This window comes from Sneathiella glossodoripedis JCM 23214, from assembly GCF_000616095.1.
Classification (GTDB): domain Bacteria; phylum Pseudomonadota; class Alphaproteobacteria; order Sneathiellales; family Sneathiellaceae; genus Sneathiella; species Sneathiella glossodoripedis.
In genome coordinates this window covers 253,278-272,189 of sequence record NZ_BAMS01000001.1, presented here as the reverse complement: position 1 = coordinate 272,189, position 18,912 = coordinate 253,278, and the positions used below count along the sequence as shown (strand labels likewise).

Genomic DNA, 18,912 nt, shown 5'->3' with positions numbered 1-18,912 from the left:
TAAATGTATCCCGAGGGCTTTGATTGGCCCTCGGTTCTAGGTGGGGTGTTGGATGATAAGTCGTATTTCTGCTCGGTGGGCTAATATTGAATTGACCATCGCTGGTTTCCTTGCCGCCACCATCACCGGTCTTATCCTGCTGAATGTTGTGACGCGAAGCCTTGGTACAGCGCTTTTCTGGGTGGACGAGCTGGCAATCTACGCTATGGCCTGGATGACGTTTCTAGGGGCGTCAGCTGCTCTTCACTATGGTCAGGCTGTGGCCGTTACTATTTTTACGGATGTGCTAAAGGATCGTCTCCGGCTGATTACCATAAAACTTGTAGATCTCATTATTTTCATCTTTGCACTGCTTATGCTTTGGTTCTGCTGGATATGGTATTCGCCAGTTGAATTGGCACAGGCCGGATTTGACACAACGGTTTTTCAGGAGTTCACTTTTAATTTCATTTATGCGGAACCGACAACGACCCTTGGGATCAAGAAATTCTGGATCTGGTTGGCCATGTGGGTCTTTGCACTGGGGGCAACACTTCACAGTACAGCTAATTTGCTCAAGCCAGCGAAAACGAGTTTGGAGGCTGCGCTATGACACCAATTGTTTTTCTCTTCAAACTTCTGATTGGTGTTCCCGTAGCCCTTGTTCTTGCACTTACCGCTATCTGGTATATCTGGGAAAGTGATAATACGGTCCTGTTTGACAGTTTCGCGCAAAAGATGTTTTCCGGTATTGAAAATTACGGACTACTAGCCATACCATTGTTCATGCTCACAGGTGAAATTATGAACGAAGGCGGCATGACCAAACGTCTCATTAACGCAGCGAGGGTTTTCGTCGGCGGCTTTAGTGGAGGGCTTGCTATATAAACCTGCTCGCGAATATGTTCATGGCGGCTATCATTGGATCGGCAACAGCTCAAATTGCGGTCATGGCACGTGCCATGACTCCCGAAATGGAGAAAGAAGGTTTCGATAAAGGGTTCGCAGCAGCTACTACTGCGGCAGGCGGTCTGTTGGCACCAGTTATTCCTCCTTCTATGATGTTTGTTATTTTTGGTGTTTTAGCGCAAATCCCCATAGGGGAAATGTTTCTGGCAGGTATATTCCCCGGCCTGATGCTGGTTATTGGGTTTGCCATAGTCATTACGATCATTGGTATTGTTCAAGGTTTCCCGCGCGGTGACTGGTTCAGCCGAAAAGAAGCTTTTTCTGCAATCGGTTATTGCATTCCTGCTCTGTTGATTCCTATCGCAATTATTGGGGGTATCTTACTGGGCATTGCCACTCCAACAGAGTCTGCGTCGGTCGCTTTTATGATTGCATTCCTGGTTGGATGGCTGGTTTATAAGGAGCTGGAACCCAAGAATATGTTTAAGCTGTTTCGAAGAACAGCTGTTAATGCGTCGATGATAATTTTTATGATCGCTGCTGCGAACGTGTTTGGCTGGGTCATCATTTATGAGGCGTTACCTCAGAAGCTGGCCGTCTTTATAACGGAAATCACCAAAGATCCGTTTATATTTCTGTTGATCGTGAACGCTATTTTATTGATTGTCGGGATGATAATTGATGGAATTGCGGCAGTCATTCTGATTACTCCCATTCTATTACCTATCGCGATGGGTGATTTTGGCATAAGTGCCTACCAATTCGGTGTGGTGATCTGTCTTAATCTGGCGCTTGGCCTTTTGACACCACCGGTAGGCGTTGGATTGTATATTGCCTCCTCTATGAGCGGTGCCACTCCGGGACAGATTCTAAAATCTCTATGGCCTTTTTTGCTGGCGGTTGCACTTGTTCTCGTCCTGCTCAGCAGGTTCCCTTCCATATCAACCTTTTGGAATTAGGCTGTATTCATTATTTTAATCTCAGACCCTATCAATCACGTTATAGGCCGTTATTATTCGACCCTTTAAAGAGAGTAGCCACATATTCGATGCGCTGCTCAACTGCGTAGTAATATTAATAAGCTGAGGTTTTAGTATGCGTTTTGTCCGGTTCAGAAAAGGTGATGAAACGGTTCATGGTCTGGTTGAAGGTTTGAAGATTTATGAGCTGCAAGGCTCGATTTTTTCAGGGGCGGAACAAACGGGTGCTGTTTTTGATCTGGACGAAGTTGAACTGGATATTCCTGTTGTGCCCCGTACCTTTTATGCAGCGGGCTTAAATTATAAAACTCATCTTGAGAAAATGTCGGTGGCAGTCGGGATGGATGCCAGTGCGCCCGGCGCTCCTGATATTGGATATCGGGCAAATAATGCACTGATAGCACATGAGTGCCCGATCATTATCCTTCGGATGCAACTGATCAGGTTCATTATGAAGGTGAACTTGTAGTTGTGATCGGTAAGCAGGGAAAGCATCTGACCCCTGAGACAGCATGGATGTGGTTTTTGGTTATACTATCGGGAATGATATCTCCGAGCGGAGCTGGCAGAAATCTGACAAGACAATGTGGCGCTCCAAGAATACGGATACATTCAAGCCCATGGGGCCGTGGATTGAAACAGATGTGGATCTGGAGGGAATGACGACCACGGTCCGATTAAACGGGCAGGAACAAATTTGTTTTCAGACCAATGACATGATAACAGGCATTGTTCCCTATCTGGTTCACATGACAAAATACCTGACCCTATATCCCGGTGATGTAATCTGGATGGGGACAGAAGGGGAGTCGCCTAACCTGCAGGACGGTGATGTTGTCGAAGTAGAGCTAAGTGGTATTGGAACCCTTCGCAATCCGGTCATTCGACTAGAGGATGCCAGTTAGGAGCGAACAGCCCGCATTATCTGAATGGGGAGGATAAACCTTTGCGTTTTGGTTCTGCGCGTTGCACAGCAAGCGCCGAGGCTATGATCAGCCACTTCCGAGCATTGTTTGCCAGGTTGGACTTTCGCCAAAGAGAAATAGTCCTGCCAATATTGCAAACACTATCCTGAGATAAGGGAAAGGAGCCATCGCCGATACTTCGGCAACCCTGTACGCCTCGACCGTCAGGATCATGCCGATTGTTCCAAGGCAGCCGGAAATAAGGAGCAACAAGAGGGCGTTTCCTTGCAGCGGTTGATGATCAAGCAATAACCCTGGAGTTGCCCCTACGGTTGTTATCAGGCCAATGTAAAACATAATCGTTGCTGTATGTTCCGTTTTGGAAAGAACGCGATTTTGAAACACCAAAGCTGCAGCCGCTATTGCTGCAAGAAGGCCAAATGCGATACTGAAATCAAATTGGGTGCTGGAGCTGCCGATTACATTGCTGGCAATCGCCACTCCTATAAATCCAAGCGCTGTATAAAACCACCGGCGAGCAGAGACAGCTTCTTTTAACAATGGGGCCGCCAAGGCAACGACGATCAGGGAGGTCGTAAATGTCAGCGTTGTTGCAAGAGCCATATCCAGCAACTGAAAACTCTTATAGTAAAAAAACCAGCATATGAGGCTTGTGATCCCACGAATAATATGAAGTCCGGGCCGTGACGTTTTTATTAAGTGAGGACTGGTCAGCAATATCCAAAGTGCAACCATGGCAAATTGCACAAATGCCCTGGCAAACACTATCTGTCCATCGCTGGCAGAGGTTCCCAAGAACCGGACAGCAATGACTTCGCCTGTAAATACAACGGCCGCCAGAGTTAGAAGTATGGCGCCTTTCAGGTTGTTAACCGGCCCTGCTTGCATGATTACAGGTTTTTATACGCTTGCGGAGACTGTTCACCGACAAGTTCCAATAATTTAATCCACGCGGCTACGCCTTCATCGATTGCGGATACACGAAGAAATTCATTTGGGGCGTGAAACTGCTCATCTGCGGTCGAAAACGAAAACATGACGGTATCGATACCTAAAGTGTTTCGCACCAAATCTGAGAGCGGTAGGGTAGCTCCGACACGAACTCTAAGCGGTTTGTCACCGAGCGTATCCTCAAGCGCTTTTTCAGCGGCAAGTAACAGCGGATGAGCGGGAGGAACCGCATAGGCTTTTGTCCAGCCACGATCACCAGTGATGGTCAGCTCTACGCCTTCCGGGCATAAGCGCTTAATATATTCTTTTGCCGCTTCTCGGATTTTCTCTGGATCCTGACCGGGAACCAATCGCATGGTAATTTTCGCATGGGCCTGATTGGGTATAACAGTTTTGCTGCCAGCACCCTGATACCCGCCCCAAAGACCATTTACTTCCAATGTTGGACGGTCCCACAATCTCTGCAATGTGGTATACCCTTTTTCACCAAATTCAATGGAACCGATATTGGCTGTCCAGCCCTGTCCATCAAAGTTTATGGAATGTAGATCCGCTTCGGTTTGGGCATCTGGCATGATCACGTCATCATAAAATCCAGGTATTGTAACGCGGTTATCCTCGTCATGCAGGCTGGCTACAATCCGGGCCATTTCATGTAGTGCATTGGGCACCGCTCCGCCATATCGTCCCGAATGTAGATCGAGATCTGCTGTTTTGATGGATATTTCAAAACCACCGTTGCCGCGGGATCCGACATTTATGGCAGTGAGATCAGCTCGCCATCTGGCACCATCAGCGGATAATATCGCGTCCGCCGATAACAGCTCTTTATTCTGTGACAGGATATTCGGTAGCGAAGGAGAGCCAGTTTCCTCTTCTCCTTCCAAGAGGATTTTTACATTAAAGGGCAACTCATTATTTGCAGCCATGTGACAGCGCAGAGCTTCCAGTGCGATCAAAGTGGGCCCTTTGTCATCAGAAATTCCGCGAGCATACAGTTTGCCGTCTCGTTCTTGCATGTCAAAGGGTTCGGAGAGCCATTGATCGAGCGGATCAGGGGGCTGAACGTCATAGTGGCCATATATGAGCAGTGTTGGTTTGCCGGGCTTTTCCAGCCATTCACCGTAGAGCGCGTTGTGTCCGCCGACACCTCCGTCCAGTTCTCTCACATTCGTAAAACCAATATCCTTAATCAGTTTACTGAGGAACTCTCGCGTTTTTGCCATTTCTTCACGATAGGCAGGGTCAGTGCTGACTGATTGACATGCAAGATAATTTTTAAGAAGTTTTAGAAATGCATCACGATCGTGATGCTCAACAGGAGCTACTGAACTCATCGATGACCTCCGTCAACGCAAAGAATTTGACCGCTAATCCAATCTGATGCTTCGCTGCATAAGAAAGATGCCGCATTTGCGATATCTTCGGGGGAGCCGAGCCTGCGCATATGTATGTTTTCCACCAATTGTTTTTGGCCGGCTTCACCGTAACTTTCCCATTGTTTGCGAGTGGCTTCGTTGGATAGTACAAAGCCAGGTGCAATTGAATTTACCGTAATTCCAAATGGACCAAGTTCCAGTGCAAGTTGCTTAGTCAGGCCAACCAGTGCATGTTTCGAAGCGGTATAGGCCTGAATGCCCGTAAGGCTTGGGCGCAAACCAGCGCCGCTGCTAATGGTAACAATACGTCCACTACCCAGCTTTTTCATTTGCGGGGCAAACGCTTGAGCAAGAAAAAAGGCGCTGTCAGTGTTTGCTGAAAACAGAACCCTCCAATCTTCCTCGGTTACCGTCTCCAAAGGTTGATGTACCTGCTGGCAAACACCGCCGGCTGCATTAACCAGTACCTGCACGGGTCCATATTGTTGGCTGATTTCATCACAGAGTGCTTGAACTTCTGTTTTGCTGCCAAGATCAGCTGGATAGCCGGGCATTTGAAGAGCTGCTTTGGCGGAAGAGAATGCACTCCCGGGTCGATCTGTAACAACTACCTCTAGGCCGTCTTGTGCAAGCTGTTTTGCGATAGCGGCCCCAATACCACCTGAAACACCAGTAACTAAAGCTATCGTCATCTCAGATTTCCTGCTCCATCGCATTCAAAAGTTCATTAAAAGTTTCGGCGGACTGCTCGCGCTTACCATCCTCAATATCGTGTATCAGTTCCACCAGTCTTGTAAGTAGAGGCGTTTTGATCCCGTGCTCTGCAGCTATTTCGGTGATAATACCGATCTGAGGGTCTACTTCTGTTTTGCGTTTACGAATTGCAAGATCACGCCAAATACCTGAATGTGTTTTCGCAGTATTGGCAGTAAATTCAACTAGCGCAGAGATGGATTTTTCTGCTTCAGAGTTTGGACTGTCGGGAAAGTAACTTTCTGGCGTAAATCCATTGAAGCAAGGGGCGTCACATTTTCGGCCAATGCAACCGCCATCACTTCGCGGGCGAGATTGACAAGTGCTGGTGACCTTTCCGGATTTGCAAAATTTGCAGACATGCTGTCAGGCGTCAGTGCCGTTGCAAACAGCATGGCGCCATAGCCAAGTTTACCCCACAGATAACCCCAAATGTTGTGGGTCAAGATGGCTTCTGGTTCAAACTGTTGCATCAACGCGTGCATTTGCTTGGTCCGCGGGCGAATTGATCCGTCCAGTTCACCAACAACAACGGCCCCGCGATTGCCATAGAGAATTCGACCGGGCTCCTGCCAATCGCTTCCATAATTTACAAAGGCGCCCATGGTCCTTTCAGCTCCGGCCATATTGCGATAAGCCGTTCATTCAAGCCATTTTGAGCGGAAAGAATAAAGCCATCATCAGATAAATGGGGGAGTAACTGCGAAAGAGCAGTTTTCGTTGCCTGTGCTTTTACGGCCAGCACAATTACATCAAATGTGCCGCTCAGGCTTTTAGGGGTGAAAGTAGGAATTTTTTGTCGAAATTCACCGTCAGTTGCAGGCCCTTCGATTAAAATACCTTCAGTGCTACAGACCTTTACGTGAGATTCGTCAATGTCGACCATTACCACGTCCTGGCCAGCGCGTGCCCAATAAGCTCCGAGTATGCCTCCGATGGCACCGGCACCCCAAATCAGAATAGGTTTATTTGCCATTATTTGGCGCTCCAATCAGGCCAGGGGCCTTCAAGCGCTTCTCTAGTTTCCTGAACCCCTGCATTCCATACTTTCATGATATCTTCATCCGGCATTTGCAGGGGCCTCCAAAGTTTCCGTCACCTAACAGGTCTTTAGCTTCAGCGGGGGTCGACGCTTTAATTTTTTCCATGTCTGGTGCGGGCTTTTCCCCTTTTGGTGCTGGTGCATGCGCAAGCCGCGTCCAAGGGAAATTTTCCATCCAGTTTGCATGACTTCCAATTGGATGAACTTCTTTAACTGCGGCCATTGTTTTTGGTGCTGCCCACCAGTTATGGAGCCTAACAGAGATATCTCCGTATTCAGCCATTAATTCCTGACCCAATGCGCCGATCGGGTTATTGCCTCCATGGCCATTGACCAGAAGAATGTTTTGAAAGCCTGATCTGCGAAGTGACCCGATGACGTCTCTCATTAAGGCCATTAATGTTTCGACGCGGAGCGAAACCGTACCTGGATAGGCAGAAAAGTATGGTGTCAGCCCGTATGGAATAACGGGAAAAACAGGAACACCAAGAGGTTCAGCGGCTTCTTTGGAAACACGTTCTGCAAGGATCACATCCACACAAAGAGAGAGCTGAGCATGTTGCTCTGTCGATCCAATTGGTAAAATGCAACGTTTATCTTTGGTGACGTATTGTTCCACGTCCATCCAGTTCATTTCGGAAATCATCATGGTAGTTTTTTACTCCGTGTTAGACGGGTTAATTTCTGCAGATATGTCATCTGATAAGTTGACAGAATTGAGAACGACTTTTGCCATCAGATTAGACAGCGTCTTTACTTCTTCTTCATTTAACCCGTTCAGCAATTCTTGTTCGCGGCGTTCAAATACAGGTAGGGTACGATTAAAGAGTGCCCAGCCTTCTTCTGTGAGGTACAGAGGCTGGTTTCGCTTGTCCTGGCTGTCTGTTCTACGTGTAATCAAGCCAGCTTTTTCCAGCTTTGTCATAGCGCGGGAAAGGCTGTTTTTTGGAAAACCAGAGGAAATAGCAATGTCTTTGGCCTGGCCCCCTTCACACAAGGCCAGTGAGTATATAACCACATACTCAATGCGGCTAAGGCCTTCGGTTTTTTGAACCCAATCGTAGCAGGGCGTGTTGTAACGCATCGCCAGATAGTTCATGCGAAAGGAAAAGGGGCAGGGGTTACGCCACAACTTCGCTTCGGTCATTTGATTCATCCCCGACACACCGCCGGAATGACGCGGGGATATATAATTTTGTTTAGCAGGCATTGAGTTTTGTTCCTCGTTCAATAACTCAATTAGTTCCATATAGAACTTGACATATCATATATTTCATAACATCGTAAAGAGCACAAGTTCCATTTGGAATTAATTAAAAATCATTTCTTAACTCCGACAGGGGGTAACGATGAAGTTAAAAAAACTAATTGCATCAATGGCTGTAGCCGTTGGTGTAACACTGAGCACTGGCGTAGTTGCCGCCCAGACACTTACCATGGGTGTTCGGGGAGGACCAGAATCTCTGGATCCTCATTATTCTGCTTTGGGAAGTCATGCTGAAGCAGCAAAACATATCTTTGATACACTGGTTTGGTCTGGCGATGACCTGCAGATTGAACCCGGTCTTGCGACTTCGTGGAAGCCAATTGATGATGTGACTTGGGAATTTAAGCTCCGCGAAGGAGTTAAGTTTCATGACGGATCAGATTTTGATGCGGAAGATGTGAAATTCTCAATTGAGCGTATTCCCGCTGTAAGCGGTCCGACAACAACGACAATTTATGTTCGTCGTGTTGCTGATGTTGAAATCATCGACCCCTACACTGTTCATATCAAAACGAATGGTCCAGCAGCGACACTGCCATATGATTTTGTGCGCTTGTTTATCGTAAGTGCAGATGCTGCCAAGGATTATTCAACCCCTGAAACAGCAGCAAAAGGCTTTAATGGTGGCCCTGCAGCTGTAGGAACAGGACCTATAAACTTGTCAGTTGGGAGCCTAAAGGCGACCTTGTTCTGGAGCGTTTCGACGATTACTGGCGCGGCAAAGGCGCTTGGGAAAAAGTTATTCGCAAAGAAATTCCAAATGACAGCTCTCGTTTAGCGGCACTTAAGGCCGGACAGGTGGACGTCATTAACTATGTGTCATCTGTCGATTATCTGGCGTTGCAACGAGACAGCAGTGTTGATGCAATTGCGGGTGACAGTGTCTATATCATGAACCTGCAGCTTGATCAGCGTGATGATACTCCTCGCGTAAGAGCAAAAGATGGCTCCAAGCTTGCGAAAAACCCTCTTCAGGATCCGTTGGTTCGTGAAGCCATTGATTTGGCCATTGACCGTGAAACGATGGTGGAAATTGTACTCGAAGGGTTAGGTAAGCCGGCCAATCAAATGATGCCTCCAGGGTTCTTTGGCTCAAGCGATGAAATCCCTGCTCGTGCGCATGACGCTGCAAAGGCTAAAGAATTGTTGGCGAAAGCTGGGTATCCCGATGGTTTTGAGATTGACCTTTATTGTACTTCTGATCGTCTGCCAGGTGATGGCGCAATCTGTCAGGGTCTTGGACAGATGTTCAGTCAGGTTGGAATTAAGACCAACGTCAATGCGATTTCAAAAACGGTTTATTTCCCTGCGCAATCACGACTGGAATATTCAGTATTCATGAACGGTTGGGGTACTTTGACTGGTGAGGCTTCCTATACACTTGGTTCGCTGGCTCATTCGAAAAACCCGGAAGTTAAACTGGGTGCGTTCAACCGTGTCGCTTACAAAAACGATAAAGTTGACGAGTTACTGCAAAAAGGAGCGAAAACCCTGGATGCAGATGCAAGGCGAGCTTTGTATGAGCAGGCGATGGTTCTGACCATGCAGGACCGTGTATATATTCCTGTGGTACAGTTGCAGACAGTTTGGGCAGCAAAAGCTGGCAAGCTGAGCTTCCAGCCACGTTTTGATGAAGACACGCTGGCGTTCTTCATTAAACCAAAAAATTAAGACATGACGGGTGCCGGCAGATGTCGGCACCTGGAATTCCTGAGCTAGGTATTGTGAATGTTAGGTTTTGTGATCCAGCGATTACTGCAGGCTTTTCTTGTGATGGTAGCCATGTCAGTAATTGTTTTTGTAGGTGTGTATGCAATCGGGAACCCGATTGAAATTATTATTCCACCTGAAGCAACAGAAGAAATTCGACAGGCTGTTATTCGGAAGCTGGGGTTGGATTTACCGCTATGGAAGCAGTATTTCATATTTGTAACGAACCTTATTCAGGGTGATTTCGGTCGTTCATATATTTACAATCTTCCCGTTCTGGAATTAATTGCGGGTAGGTTACCTGCTACGCTGGAACTGGTTCTAATCTCGATAATATCAGCCACAGTTATTGGCGTAACACTTGGTGTGTACGCGGGTTACCGCCCAAACAGTATTATCTCTAAAGCCATAATGGCGCTTTCGGTGTTAGGGTTTTCCGTGCCCAGTTTCTGGGTTGGCTTAATTCTTATTCTCACTTTTGCTGTGAATTTGGGAGTGTTGCCCGCAGGTGGCCGCGGTGAAGTTGTCACTGTTCTTGGGATGGACTGGAGTTTCCTGACATTGGATGGGCTGTCGCACATCTTACTTCCAGCACTTAATCTGGCTTTCTTCAAACTGGCAATGATGATCAGGCTGGCAAGAGCCGGTACTAGAGAAATCATGCTAACTGACACAATAAAGTTTGCGCGCGCCGCTGGTATTTCAGAAGGTCGAATATTACGTCGTCATCTCATGAAACTCATTTCAGTTCCGATTATCACTGTGTTTGGCTTGGAACTTGGCTCCACGTTGGCATTTGCAGTTGTTACGGAAACAATTTTCTCGTGGCCTGGAATTGGAAAACTGATTATTGACAGCATTACCGTGTTGGATCGACCTGTGATGGTTGCCTATCTGATCCTGACCGCACTGTTGTTTGTTCTCATCAACCTAACTGTGGATCTCGTATTCGCAATGATTGACCCACGTATTCGGGCGGGAGCACAATAATGGCCAACACCCACTCTCCTCTATTTCGTTTTTGGCGTGAGTTTAGCGAAAACAGGCTCGCTGTCGTTGCTCTGTTGATTGTCTTGGCACTGATGGTGCTGGCTTTATTTGCGCCATATATAGTCCCTCAAAATCCATATGATCTTGAAACCTTGTCTTTGATGGATGCTCGTAGGGCGCCAGGGTTTATCGGATCCGGAGGTTATGTTCACTTTCTGGGAACAGATCCGCAGGGCAGGGATTTGCTATCCGCAATTTTTTATGGTCTTCGGATATCCATTATGATCGGAATTGCTGCCGGTTGTATCGCGCTGGTGTTGGGAACCAGTGTTGGCATATTCGCTGCATATGTTGGCGGAAAGATCGAAAATTTTCTGATGAGAATTGTCGATTTGCAACTTTCGTTCCCGGCCATCCTGCTGGCCTTGGTATTGGTTGCGTTGTTGGGCCAAGGTAAGTTTCAATTGATTGCCGCATTGGTTGCCGCACAATATGCCTACTTTGCGCGGACTGCATATGGTGCCGCCAAAGGTGAGCGAAAAAAAGATTATGTAGAAGCGGCTCTCGCTACGCCACTATCCGGATTTCAAGTGGCCTTTAAGCATTTATTACCTAACTGTATGCCGCCTCTTATCGTTGTTGCCACCGTGCAAATAGCCAGTGCAATATCACTTGAGGCGACGTTGAGCTTTCTGGGCTTGGGGTTGCCAGTGACTGAACCAGCTTGGCATGCTCATTTCAAACGGATTTCCCTACATGATGAGCGGTCGTTATTGGATTTCGGTTTATCCGGGCGTTGCTCTTATTATTTTGATCGTGGCGATCAACATTGTTGGAGATCAAATCAGAGACCAGTTTAATCCGAGGCTCCGTAAATGACCAAAGTTCTCGAAGTTAATGAACTGAAAACCCATTTTTTCACGCGCGATGGTGTTGTTAAGGCGGTTGACGGAGTGAGTTTTTCACTGGAAAAAGGTGAAATTCTCGGGCTTGTAGGGGAATCAGGCTCAGGTAAAACCGTTACAGGCTTTTCGCTGCTGGGGTTAGTTGATGCACCGGGTCAGATTGTCGGTGGTACTATCCAGTTAAATGGTGAAAATCTGGTGGGGTTGCCAGAGAAGAAATTACGCGCAAAAAGGGGCAAAAACATCGCCATGATCTTTCAGGATCCGATTGCGACGTTGAACCCTTTGTTGACGATCCGAACGCAAATGTCACTGGCGCTGGAAGCGCACGCCAGAATGAACAAAAGGGAAATAGAATCTCGTTGTATTGATGTGTTGACCAAGGTGGGAATTCCTGATCCCGCAGCTCGTCTGGATAGTTATCCGCATGAGTTCTCTGGCGGGATGCGTCAGCGGGTTGCGATCGCGATAACGCTGCTTCATTCGCCCGGTGTTATTGTGGCGGATGAACCGACAACTGCACTGGATGTGTCCATTCAAGCGCAGATACTTTCCGAAATGCGTTCACTTGCGCGAGAGACTGGTACAGCGATGATCTGGATCAGCCATGATTTGGCAACCGTTTCCAGTTTGGCGACGCGTTTGTTGGTGATGTATGCAGGTAAGGTCGTTGAGGAAGGTCCAACTGCACAGGTTCTGAAAAACCCGCGCCATCCTTATACCAGAGGGTTGATTGACTCTTTGCCCGCAATGGCAAAACCGGGGGAGCCGCTCACTCAGATTTCTGGCACAACTCCGTCACTGTTATCACTCCCACCCGGCTGCCCGTTTGCACCGAGATGTGATCGAGCTTCGGAAGTCTGTGTGCAGGATCCGACACCAGAGACGAATGCTGACAGAATGTGGCGCTGCCATCATCCAATGCAGGAAGAAGAGGCCGTTCGATGAGTTTGTTTTTTCAGGTTGATCAGGTAACTCGGGAATTTCATCCTAAAATCAGTTTAGGGGATAAGATTGCTTCCAAACTGGGGGCGCGTGTAGAAACTAGGTCAGTCAAAGCAGTAAATAACGTTTCTTTTCAACTGGAAGAGGGGCAAACGCTTGGCCTTGTTGGTGAGTCAGGTTGCGGAAAATCAACTCTTGGCAAATTGGCAGCTGGTATTCTTGAAACCAGCGAAGGAACCGTGTTGCTGGATCAGAAGCCGGTTATGAAGGATGGGAAAAAGACGACTACCCGGATTCAAACAGTATTTCAGGACCCTTTTGCCTCACTCGATCCGCGGATGAAAGTCGGTGAGGCTGTTGCTGAGGGACCTATCGCCAATAATCTTGTCTCGAAAGCTGATGCTATTGCATATGTTAAGGACTGGTTTGCCAGGGTTGGTCTTGATCCTGATTTTACGGATCGCTATCCCCATCAGTTTTCAGGTGGACAGCGGCAAAGAATTGCGATCGCGCGTGCTTTGGCTATGCAGCCGGATTTATTGATTTGTGATGAGCCCGTAGCCTCCCTTGATGTTTCTATTCAGGCTCAGATCATCAACCTGTTTTTGCAGCTCCGCAAAGATTTAAATTTGACCTGCCTTTTTATCAGTCATGACCTATCTGTAGTGCGCCATGTAAGTGACAGGGTCGCGGTAATGTATCTTGGAAAAATTGTAGAAGAAGGTGAGACATCTGCAGTTTTTGAAAACCCGGCGCATCCGTATACCAAGGCGCTTCTAGCTTCTGTGCCCAAGCTTGTTCTTGATAAGGATGAGCTGGTGCAATTTGAAGCAATTGAAGGCGAAATCCCTTCACCTCTTTCTCCGCCTCCGGGGTGTTATTTTGCGCCTCGTTGCCCTTATGTGGGTGAGAAATGCAATCAGACTAATCCACCTCTTGAAACCGTGGGTTTCGAGCGAAAGGCTGCGTGTTTTTATATTCCGGCAGATTTTGAAAAAGCGAATAAACAGGCATAAATTCAGAGCTAAATTCTTATTAAGAGCGTTCATGAACGAGTTAAGGGTAGGCTTAATTTGCCACCCTTAACGGGAACGTTAACTGGATTTTGCCGCTAAGTTGATCACCGGTGTTCAGTCACTAAGGACAAGTTCTACGTCATTATTCTTGAGCGCCTGTTTCAGTTCGTGCTCGGGTGATTTTTCAGTCACCAGCATATCGAAGCTGGTGAAATCGTTTAGAATTACAGGCGCGTTTCCGTTAAATTTGGCGCTATCGGCGGCAACGATACGTATTCGGGAGCGTTTGCTGATTTCTCTAGAAAATGTAGCTTCATGAATATCGTGTACCATAAAGCCATCTGTCGCATTGATGGCGGCAACGGATAAAATCGCGTATTGCACTTTAAACTGGCGAATGAATTCAAATGCTTCAGGGCCGAATGCGCCTGCGTCATGCCCACGTAATTCTCCTCCAGCCATGAAGACGCGATTGTTGTTCCGCGCTGCCAGTGCGTGAGCAACGGAGATGGAGTTTGTCACGACGAATAGATCTGTATGATTTTGCAAATGATTTGCGATATAGGCGGTGGTGGAGCCGACATCCAGAAACAGAGTGTCGCCGGACTTGATTATTTCAGCCATTTTTCGCGCAATTTTTTGTTTTGCTTTCGCGTTTTCTACCATTCGGGTGTTAAAGGGCTGTTCAATGTGACTTTCGCTCAGATAAACGCCACCATGAACCTTGCGTACCGCCCCAACTGCCGCGAGTGCTTTTACATTACGCCTGATGGTTTCTTCAGAAACACCTAGCCTTTCCGCGAGTACTTGAATACGGCAGCTCCCACCTTCCAGCCTTAGTTGTTCAAGGATTTCTTTTTCCCGATGATTGCCGGGCTGGATGGGTTGAGCCATTTGGGTAGCTGAGTTCATGTAAACTCCGTAATTTTCACGTCTGTTCATATATTGTATCAGTGTTTAGATGTAAAACAACAATAACCAACAAATTCACTCATAAATTAACATAAAATTGCTATTCAATGTTGACAAATGTTGTTTTTAGTTGAAAGTAGGTAAATAAAATATAAAAAATTTTGTCGGGGTGGATAACTGGGAGAGAGCCGATGAAGAGAATTTTTATGGCAGGACTGGTAGGGCTTGCACTGTTAGCTTCCACTACTGTTCGGGCGGATGTTGAATCAAAAGATCCGATCAAATTAACTTTGCATGACTGGACGGGCCAGTTATTGACCACAAACCTGATGGGCGAGGTACTTAAAAAAGCAGGATATAACGTTGATTATGTTCAGGCTGATTATATCGCCCAATTTGCAGGCCTGAAAACCGGAGATTTGCACGTTGCAATGGAAATCTGGGAAACCACTGGTCGTGAAGCCATGGATGAAGCCACGGCAACCGGCAAGGTCGAAAATCTGGGAGAGACGGGAATGCAGGCCATCGAGGAGTGGTGGTACCCTGCATATATGAAAGAAAAATGTCCCGGCTTACCTGATTGGAAGGCACTAAATGATTGCGCTGAAGCTTTCTCCACAGCCGAGACGGCTCCAAAAGGCCGATATCTGGGAGCTCCAGTAACCTGGGGTGGTTTCGATGACGAGCGGGTTGAAGCCTTGGAGCTTGATTACGAGGTCGTTCACGCGGGTACAGATGCTGCTTTGTTTGCTGAGCTGGAATCCGCCTATCAGCGAAAAGCTCCAATCTTGCTGTGGGTCTATGCTCCTCACTGGGCGCCCGCCAAATTTGAAGGAGAATGGGTAGAGTTTCCGAAATACTCTTCTGAGTGCTACACGGACCCGTCCAAGGGTATTAATCCGGATATGGCGTATGACTGTGGAAAACCAAGAGGGCCAATTTGGAAAGTTTCCTGGGCAGGTCTGAAAGATAAGTGGCCAGGTGCGTATAAAATCATAAAGGCTTTCAACATCAATAATGAAGAGATGGGAGCTATGGTGACCGCTGTAGACCTTGAAAATCAAAAAATAGAAGATGTTGTCTCACGCTGGATGTCTCAAAACGAAGACAGATGGAAAAACTGGATTTCTCAGTAAGTTGATTGGACGTTGCAGGTAGTATTACTGCCTGCAAAATATGCCCGTAAGTTTGGAGTTTGCAATGGACAAGCCTGTAAAGCTGGCCTGCCGTCACGTATGGAAATTATTTGGCGCGGTGGGCCCGGATTTTCTGGCTGGTGCCACGGAACAAGCACCTACACTTGAGATGATACAGGACGCAGGTCTTGTTGGTGCAGTGCGAGATGCAAATCTTGAAATTCTAGAGGGTGAGATCTTTGTCATAATGGGATTGTCGGGGTCCGGCAAGTCCACGCTTGTGCGTTGCCTGTCGCGCTTGATTGAGCCGACAGCGGGGGAGTTGATTTTTGAAGGCATTGACCTTCTCAAGGCTTCCGCCAAGGAAATGATTGAAATCAGGCGACATAAGATGGGAATGGTATTTCAGCACTTTGCGTTACTGCCGCACCTGACAGTCCTTGAAAATGTTGCTTTCCCTCTGGAAGTTCAGGGTAAGTCACGTTCACAAAGAGAGCAGATAGCACGTGAAGTTATAGAACTTGTCGGCTTGAAAGGTCGCGAGGATAATTTTCCAAGAGAGCTTTCCGGGGGGCAGCAGCAACGAGTTGGTATAGCGCGTTCGTTAGCGGTGGAGCCGGAACTTTGGTTTTTGGACGAGCCATTTTCCGCATTGGACCCGTTGATCAGGCGTGAAATGCAGGATGAATTCTTGAGGTTACAAAGCCTGCTGCACAAGACAATCGTTTTTATCACTCATGATTTTGAGGAGGCGGTTAGGCTCGCAGACAGAATTGCTATTATGAAAGATGGTCAGGTCATTCAGGTAGCTACGCCCGAGCAATTGGTTCTCAATCCTGAAAATGACTATGTCAAAGAGTTCACAAAACATATTCCCCGCTCGAAAGTGCTTAGCGCCGGTGCCGTAATGTCAGAGCAGAAAATCGGATCTTCACATCAGGTTTTTGCAGATGAACGTATTGAAAAAATCGCGGAAAAAGTTGTAACGACGAATGAGACGTTCTCTGTTCTTTCAAGCGAAGGAAATGTGGTTGGCTCCATCACTCCACAACAAGTTATCAATGTCTTGGTCGGTCGGAGTGATGATCAATGACAAAGCTCGCCCAACAGCTTGCTCAAAGCCGAAATTTCTGGTTCTGGACTACGTTGCTGCTAGTCAGTTGGGTGCTGTCCACTTACGGCCGGGATCTGGCAAAAGCTGTTGACGCCAAATGGCTCATAAAATTTCCTGCAGCCTGGCGGATTCCGATGAAAGGTGAAATTTCGGCCGCCATGTCATGGTTGGTCGAGGACGCCCATTTCGGTTTGTTTACGGTTACGGAAGCAACAAGAAGTATCACCTGGCTTCTGGAGCAACCCTATCAGCTTGTTCTGTCGTTATTCGCGAGCGGATTTTATCAAGGTGTTGGTCAGGATGCTGTTCTGGTGTTTCCAGCTCTAAGCTGGGTGTTTGTGATTATACTCGTAATGGCAATTGGTCATTATGCGAAGGATTGGTGGTTGTCCAGTCTGGTTGGCATCGCATTTTTATATCTTGCCGTGTTTGGGCAATGGGACAGTTCAATGGTGACATTAGCCTCCATCGCTATTGCAGTTCCTATTGGTGTTTGGGGCGGTATATTACTTGGAATAGCGGCCTATAAATGGTGGATTGTCGAGCTGGCTTTAAGGCCGCTGCTGGACCTGATGCAGACCATTCCCGTATTTGCCTATTTGGTTCCCATCCTTTTTCTTTTTGGGTTCGGCCCAGTTTCAGCATTGGTTGCAACGATCATATATGCGATGCCACCTATGGTCCGCATCACCACTCTAGCACTCAAATCTGTCCCCACTGAATTGAAGGAATTCAGTCTTATGGCCGGCTGTACACCCCGGCAGACGCTTTGGAAGGTACTTATACCGAGCGCAAAACCAACACTAATGGTAGGTGTCAATCAAGTAATAATGCTGTCGCTAAATATGGTTATAATCGCTTCAATGATTGGGGCAGGGGGGCTGGGTTATGACGTGCTGGCATCATTGCGCAGACTTGATATCGGCGGCGGATTGGAAGCGGGCGTTGCCATTGTCGTCTTGGCCATTGCACTGGATCGTGTGAGTCAGGCATTTGCTCTGCAAAGATCTCCGGACAGGCCGCTGTATGCTGGGAATTCTACCACTCTCCGGATTATGAATTATCCAAGAACTTTAATTGTTCTTCTCTCAGGAGGGGCGATTTTTGCCATTGGATCTTTCGTTCCGCAAATGCAGACTTTCCCGGAGGCGTATGAACTGACGACAGGTGCCATTTGGGAAGATGTCATTCGAACAATCAATGTGAACTTTTTTGACCAGTTAGAAGCGATTAAGACAACGTTGCTTTCTGTTTTTCTTGTACCTGTTAAGCGATTTTTGGGTGGTATTCCCTGGATATGGGGTTTGCTTGCAGTTTCTCTGATTGGCTGGCGAGTCGGTGGTTGGAAGGTTTGTCTTCTGGCATTCCTGCTTACTGCTTTTATTATTGTGAACGGTCTTTGGGCAAAGGCAATGACCACGGTTTATCTGTGCGGAATTTCGGTCTTAATCGCCTGCGTTATTGGCATCCCTGTCGGAATTCTTTCTGCTCTTAATTCTCGAGTGGACCGTATTGTCAGTGGTATTATTGATACGCTTCAGACGCTCCCAAGCTTTGTCTACCTTATTCCCGTTGTGATGTTGTTCAGGGTTGGGGATTTCTCCGCGATGATCGCGGTTGTCCTTTATGCGATTGCACCAGCTGTTCGATATGCCGCACAAGGCGTAAGGTCAATTAATCCTCAGTTGATTGAAGCCGGAATTGTGTCCGGTTGTACGCCGTTTCAATTGCTCAGGCGTATCCGCGTTCCGTTGGCCTTGCCGGAAATACTGTTGGGACTGAACCAGACGATCATGCTTGCTCTGTCAATGCTGGTTATTACAGCGTTGGTTGGGACAAGGGATTTGGGTCAGGAGGTATATATCGCTCTTACCAAAGCGGATACTGGAAGAGGGTTGGTCGCAGGGCTCGCAATCGCGTTCATTGCGATACTTGCCGATCGTTTTGTAGCTGCGGGAGCAAACAGGGCAAAGCAGAGATACGGCTACGAAAGTTAGG

General features: G+C 47.4%; 17 protein-coding genes and 4 pseudogenes. 12 read left to right on the top strand and 9 right to left on the bottom strand.

The features are described from left to right. The first annotated feature begins 52 nt into the window (after nt 1-52). From JCM23214_RS01330 to JCM23214_RS23675, 4 genes and pseudogenes are all read left to right on the top strand, one after another. Nucleotides 53-592: a TRAP transporter small permease gene (locus JCM23214_RS01330; RefSeq protein ID WP_025897117.1), complete on the top strand. Its 540-nt coding sequence runs from the start codon at nt 53-55 to the stop codon at nt 590-592. Beyond that, nucleotides 589-1,847 (top strand): annotated as a pseudogene (locus JCM23214_RS18525) (TRAP transporter large permease). Before JCM23214_RS01330 ends, JCM23214_RS18525 begins: the two are co-directional and overlap by 4 nt. A 136-nt stretch (nt 1,848-1,983) precedes the next feature. Beyond that, on the top strand, nt 1,984-2,337 hold the full coding sequence (locus JCM23214_RS23680) for a DUF2437 domain-containing protein (RefSeq protein WP_199899202.1): 354 nt from the start codon (nt 1,984-1,986) through the stop codon (nt 2,335-2,337). Continuing rightward, nucleotides 2,277-2,773 (top strand): annotated as a pseudogene (locus JCM23214_RS23675) (fumarylacetoacetate hydrolase family protein). Before JCM23214_RS23680 ends, JCM23214_RS23675 begins: the two are co-directional and overlap by 61 nt. 87 nt (nt 2,774-2,860) lie before the next feature. On the opposite strand, the gene JCM23214_RS01315 reads toward JCM23214_RS23675, so the two are convergent. The 8 genes from JCM23214_RS01315 to JCM23214_RS01285 form a co-directional block, all read right to left on the bottom strand. Then, nucleotides 2,861-3,682, bottom strand: coding sequence for a DMT family transporter (locus JCM23214_RS01315; RefSeq protein ID WP_025897116.1), 822 nt, complete (start codon nt 3,680-3,682; stop codon nt 2,861-2,863). Nucleotides 3,683-3,684: 2 nt separating this feature from the next. Continuing rightward, a complete protein-coding gene (locus JCM23214_RS01310; protein ID WP_025897114.1) occupies nt 3,685-5,082 on the bottom strand; it encodes a dipeptidase in 1,398 nt (465 codons plus the stop codon). Continuing rightward, nucleotides 5,079-5,816, bottom strand: a complete 738-nt coding sequence (locus JCM23214_RS01305; protein WP_199899200.1) for an SDR family NAD(P)-dependent oxidoreductase — start codon at nt 5,814-5,816, stop codon at nt 5,079-5,081. The genes JCM23214_RS01310 and JCM23214_RS01305 overlap by 4 nt, the downstream gene beginning before the upstream one ends. A gap of 1 nt (nt 5,817) precedes the next feature. Then, nucleotides 5,818-6,024: a ketopantoate reductase family protein gene (locus JCM23214_RS26375; RefSeq protein ID WP_369405884.1), complete on the bottom strand. Its 207-nt coding sequence runs from the start codon at nt 6,022-6,024 to the stop codon at nt 5,818-5,820. 38 nt (nt 6,025-6,062) lie between these two features. Next, complete coding sequence (locus tag JCM23214_RS23665) at nt 6,063-6,482, bottom strand: ketopantoate reductase family protein (RefSeq protein ID WP_025897112.1); 420 nt, start codon at nt 6,480-6,482, stop codon at nt 6,063-6,065. Further along, nucleotides 6,467-6,853, bottom strand: a complete 387-nt coding sequence (locus tag JCM23214_RS23660; protein ID WP_025897110.1) for a ketopantoate reductase family protein — start codon at nt 6,851-6,853, stop codon at nt 6,467-6,469. The genes JCM23214_RS23665 and JCM23214_RS23660 overlap by 16 nt, the downstream gene beginning before the upstream one ends. A gap of 73 nt (nt 6,854-6,926) precedes the next feature. Beyond that, nucleotides 6,927-7,568, bottom strand: a complete 642-nt coding sequence (locus tag JCM23214_RS18510) for a creatininase family protein (RefSeq protein ID WP_199899199.1) — start codon at nt 7,566-7,568, stop codon at nt 6,927-6,929. A 9-nt stretch (nt 7,569-7,577) separates the two neighbouring features. After that, a complete protein-coding gene (locus JCM23214_RS01285; RefSeq protein ID WP_199899198.1) occupies nt 7,578-8,066 on the bottom strand; it encodes a MarR family winged helix-turn-helix transcriptional regulator in 489 nt (162 codons plus the stop codon). 202 nt (nt 8,067-8,268) lie between these two features. Between JCM23214_RS01285 and JCM23214_RS23650 the strand changes: the two are divergent. From JCM23214_RS23650 to JCM23214_RS01260, 5 genes and pseudogenes are all read left to right on the top strand, one after another. Then, nucleotides 8,269-9,857, top strand: a pseudogene (locus JCM23214_RS23650) (ABC transporter substrate-binding protein). 57 nt (nt 9,858-9,914) lie between these two features. Beyond that, on the top strand, nt 9,915-10,886 hold the full coding sequence (locus JCM23214_RS01275; RefSeq protein ID WP_025897107.1) for an ABC transporter permease: 972 nt from the start codon (nt 9,915-9,917) through the stop codon (nt 10,884-10,886). Beyond that, nucleotides 10,886-11,765: pseudogene (locus tag JCM23214_RS18500) on the top strand (ABC transporter permease). The gene JCM23214_RS01275 and the pseudogene JCM23214_RS18500 overlap by 1 nt, the downstream one beginning before the upstream one ends. Continuing rightward, nucleotides 11,762-12,739 carry an ABC transporter ATP-binding protein gene (locus tag JCM23214_RS01265; protein WP_025897106.1) on the top strand — a complete coding sequence of 326 codons (978 nt, stop codon included), beginning with the start codon at nt 11,762-11,764 and terminating at the stop codon, nt 12,737-12,739. The pseudogene JCM23214_RS18500 and the gene JCM23214_RS01265 overlap by 4 nt, the downstream one beginning before the upstream one ends. Then, nucleotides 12,736-13,752 (top strand): ABC transporter ATP-binding protein, encoded by a 1,017-nt coding sequence (locus JCM23214_RS01260; RefSeq protein WP_025897104.1) that lies wholly within the window; start codon nt 12,736-12,738, stop codon nt 13,750-13,752. Before JCM23214_RS01265 ends, JCM23214_RS01260 begins: the two co-directional genes overlap by 4 nt. Nucleotides 13,753-13,866: 114 nt before the next feature. Here JCM23214_RS01260 and JCM23214_RS01255 read toward each other — a convergent pair whose 3' ends face one another. After that, nucleotides 13,867-14,664: a DeoR/GlpR family DNA-binding transcription regulator gene (locus JCM23214_RS01255; protein WP_199899195.1), complete on the bottom strand. Its 798-nt coding sequence runs from the start codon at nt 14,662-14,664 to the stop codon at nt 13,867-13,869. A gap of 191 nt (nt 14,665-14,855) precedes the next feature. On the opposite strand from JCM23214_RS01255, the gene JCM23214_RS01250 reads away from it, so the two are divergent. The 3 genes from JCM23214_RS01250 (at nt 14,856) to JCM23214_RS01240 (ending at nt 18,911) form a co-directional block, all read left to right on the top strand. Further along, nucleotides 14,856-15,800, top strand: coding sequence for an ABC transporter substrate-binding protein (locus JCM23214_RS01250; RefSeq protein WP_025897101.1), 945 nt, complete (start codon nt 14,856-14,858; stop codon nt 15,798-15,800). Between the two features lie 64 nt (nt 15,801-15,864). Next, nucleotides 15,865-16,893, top strand: a complete 1,029-nt coding sequence (locus JCM23214_RS01245; RefSeq protein ID WP_025897100.1) for a quaternary amine ABC transporter ATP-binding protein — start codon at nt 15,865-15,867, stop codon at nt 16,891-16,893. Next, nucleotides 16,890-18,911, top strand: coding sequence for an ABC transporter permease (locus tag JCM23214_RS01240; protein ID WP_025897099.1), 2,022 nt, complete (start codon nt 16,890-16,892; stop codon nt 18,909-18,911). The genes JCM23214_RS01245 and JCM23214_RS01240 overlap by 4 nt, the downstream gene beginning before the upstream one ends. The last annotated feature ends 1 nt before the right edge of the window (nt 18,912 follow it).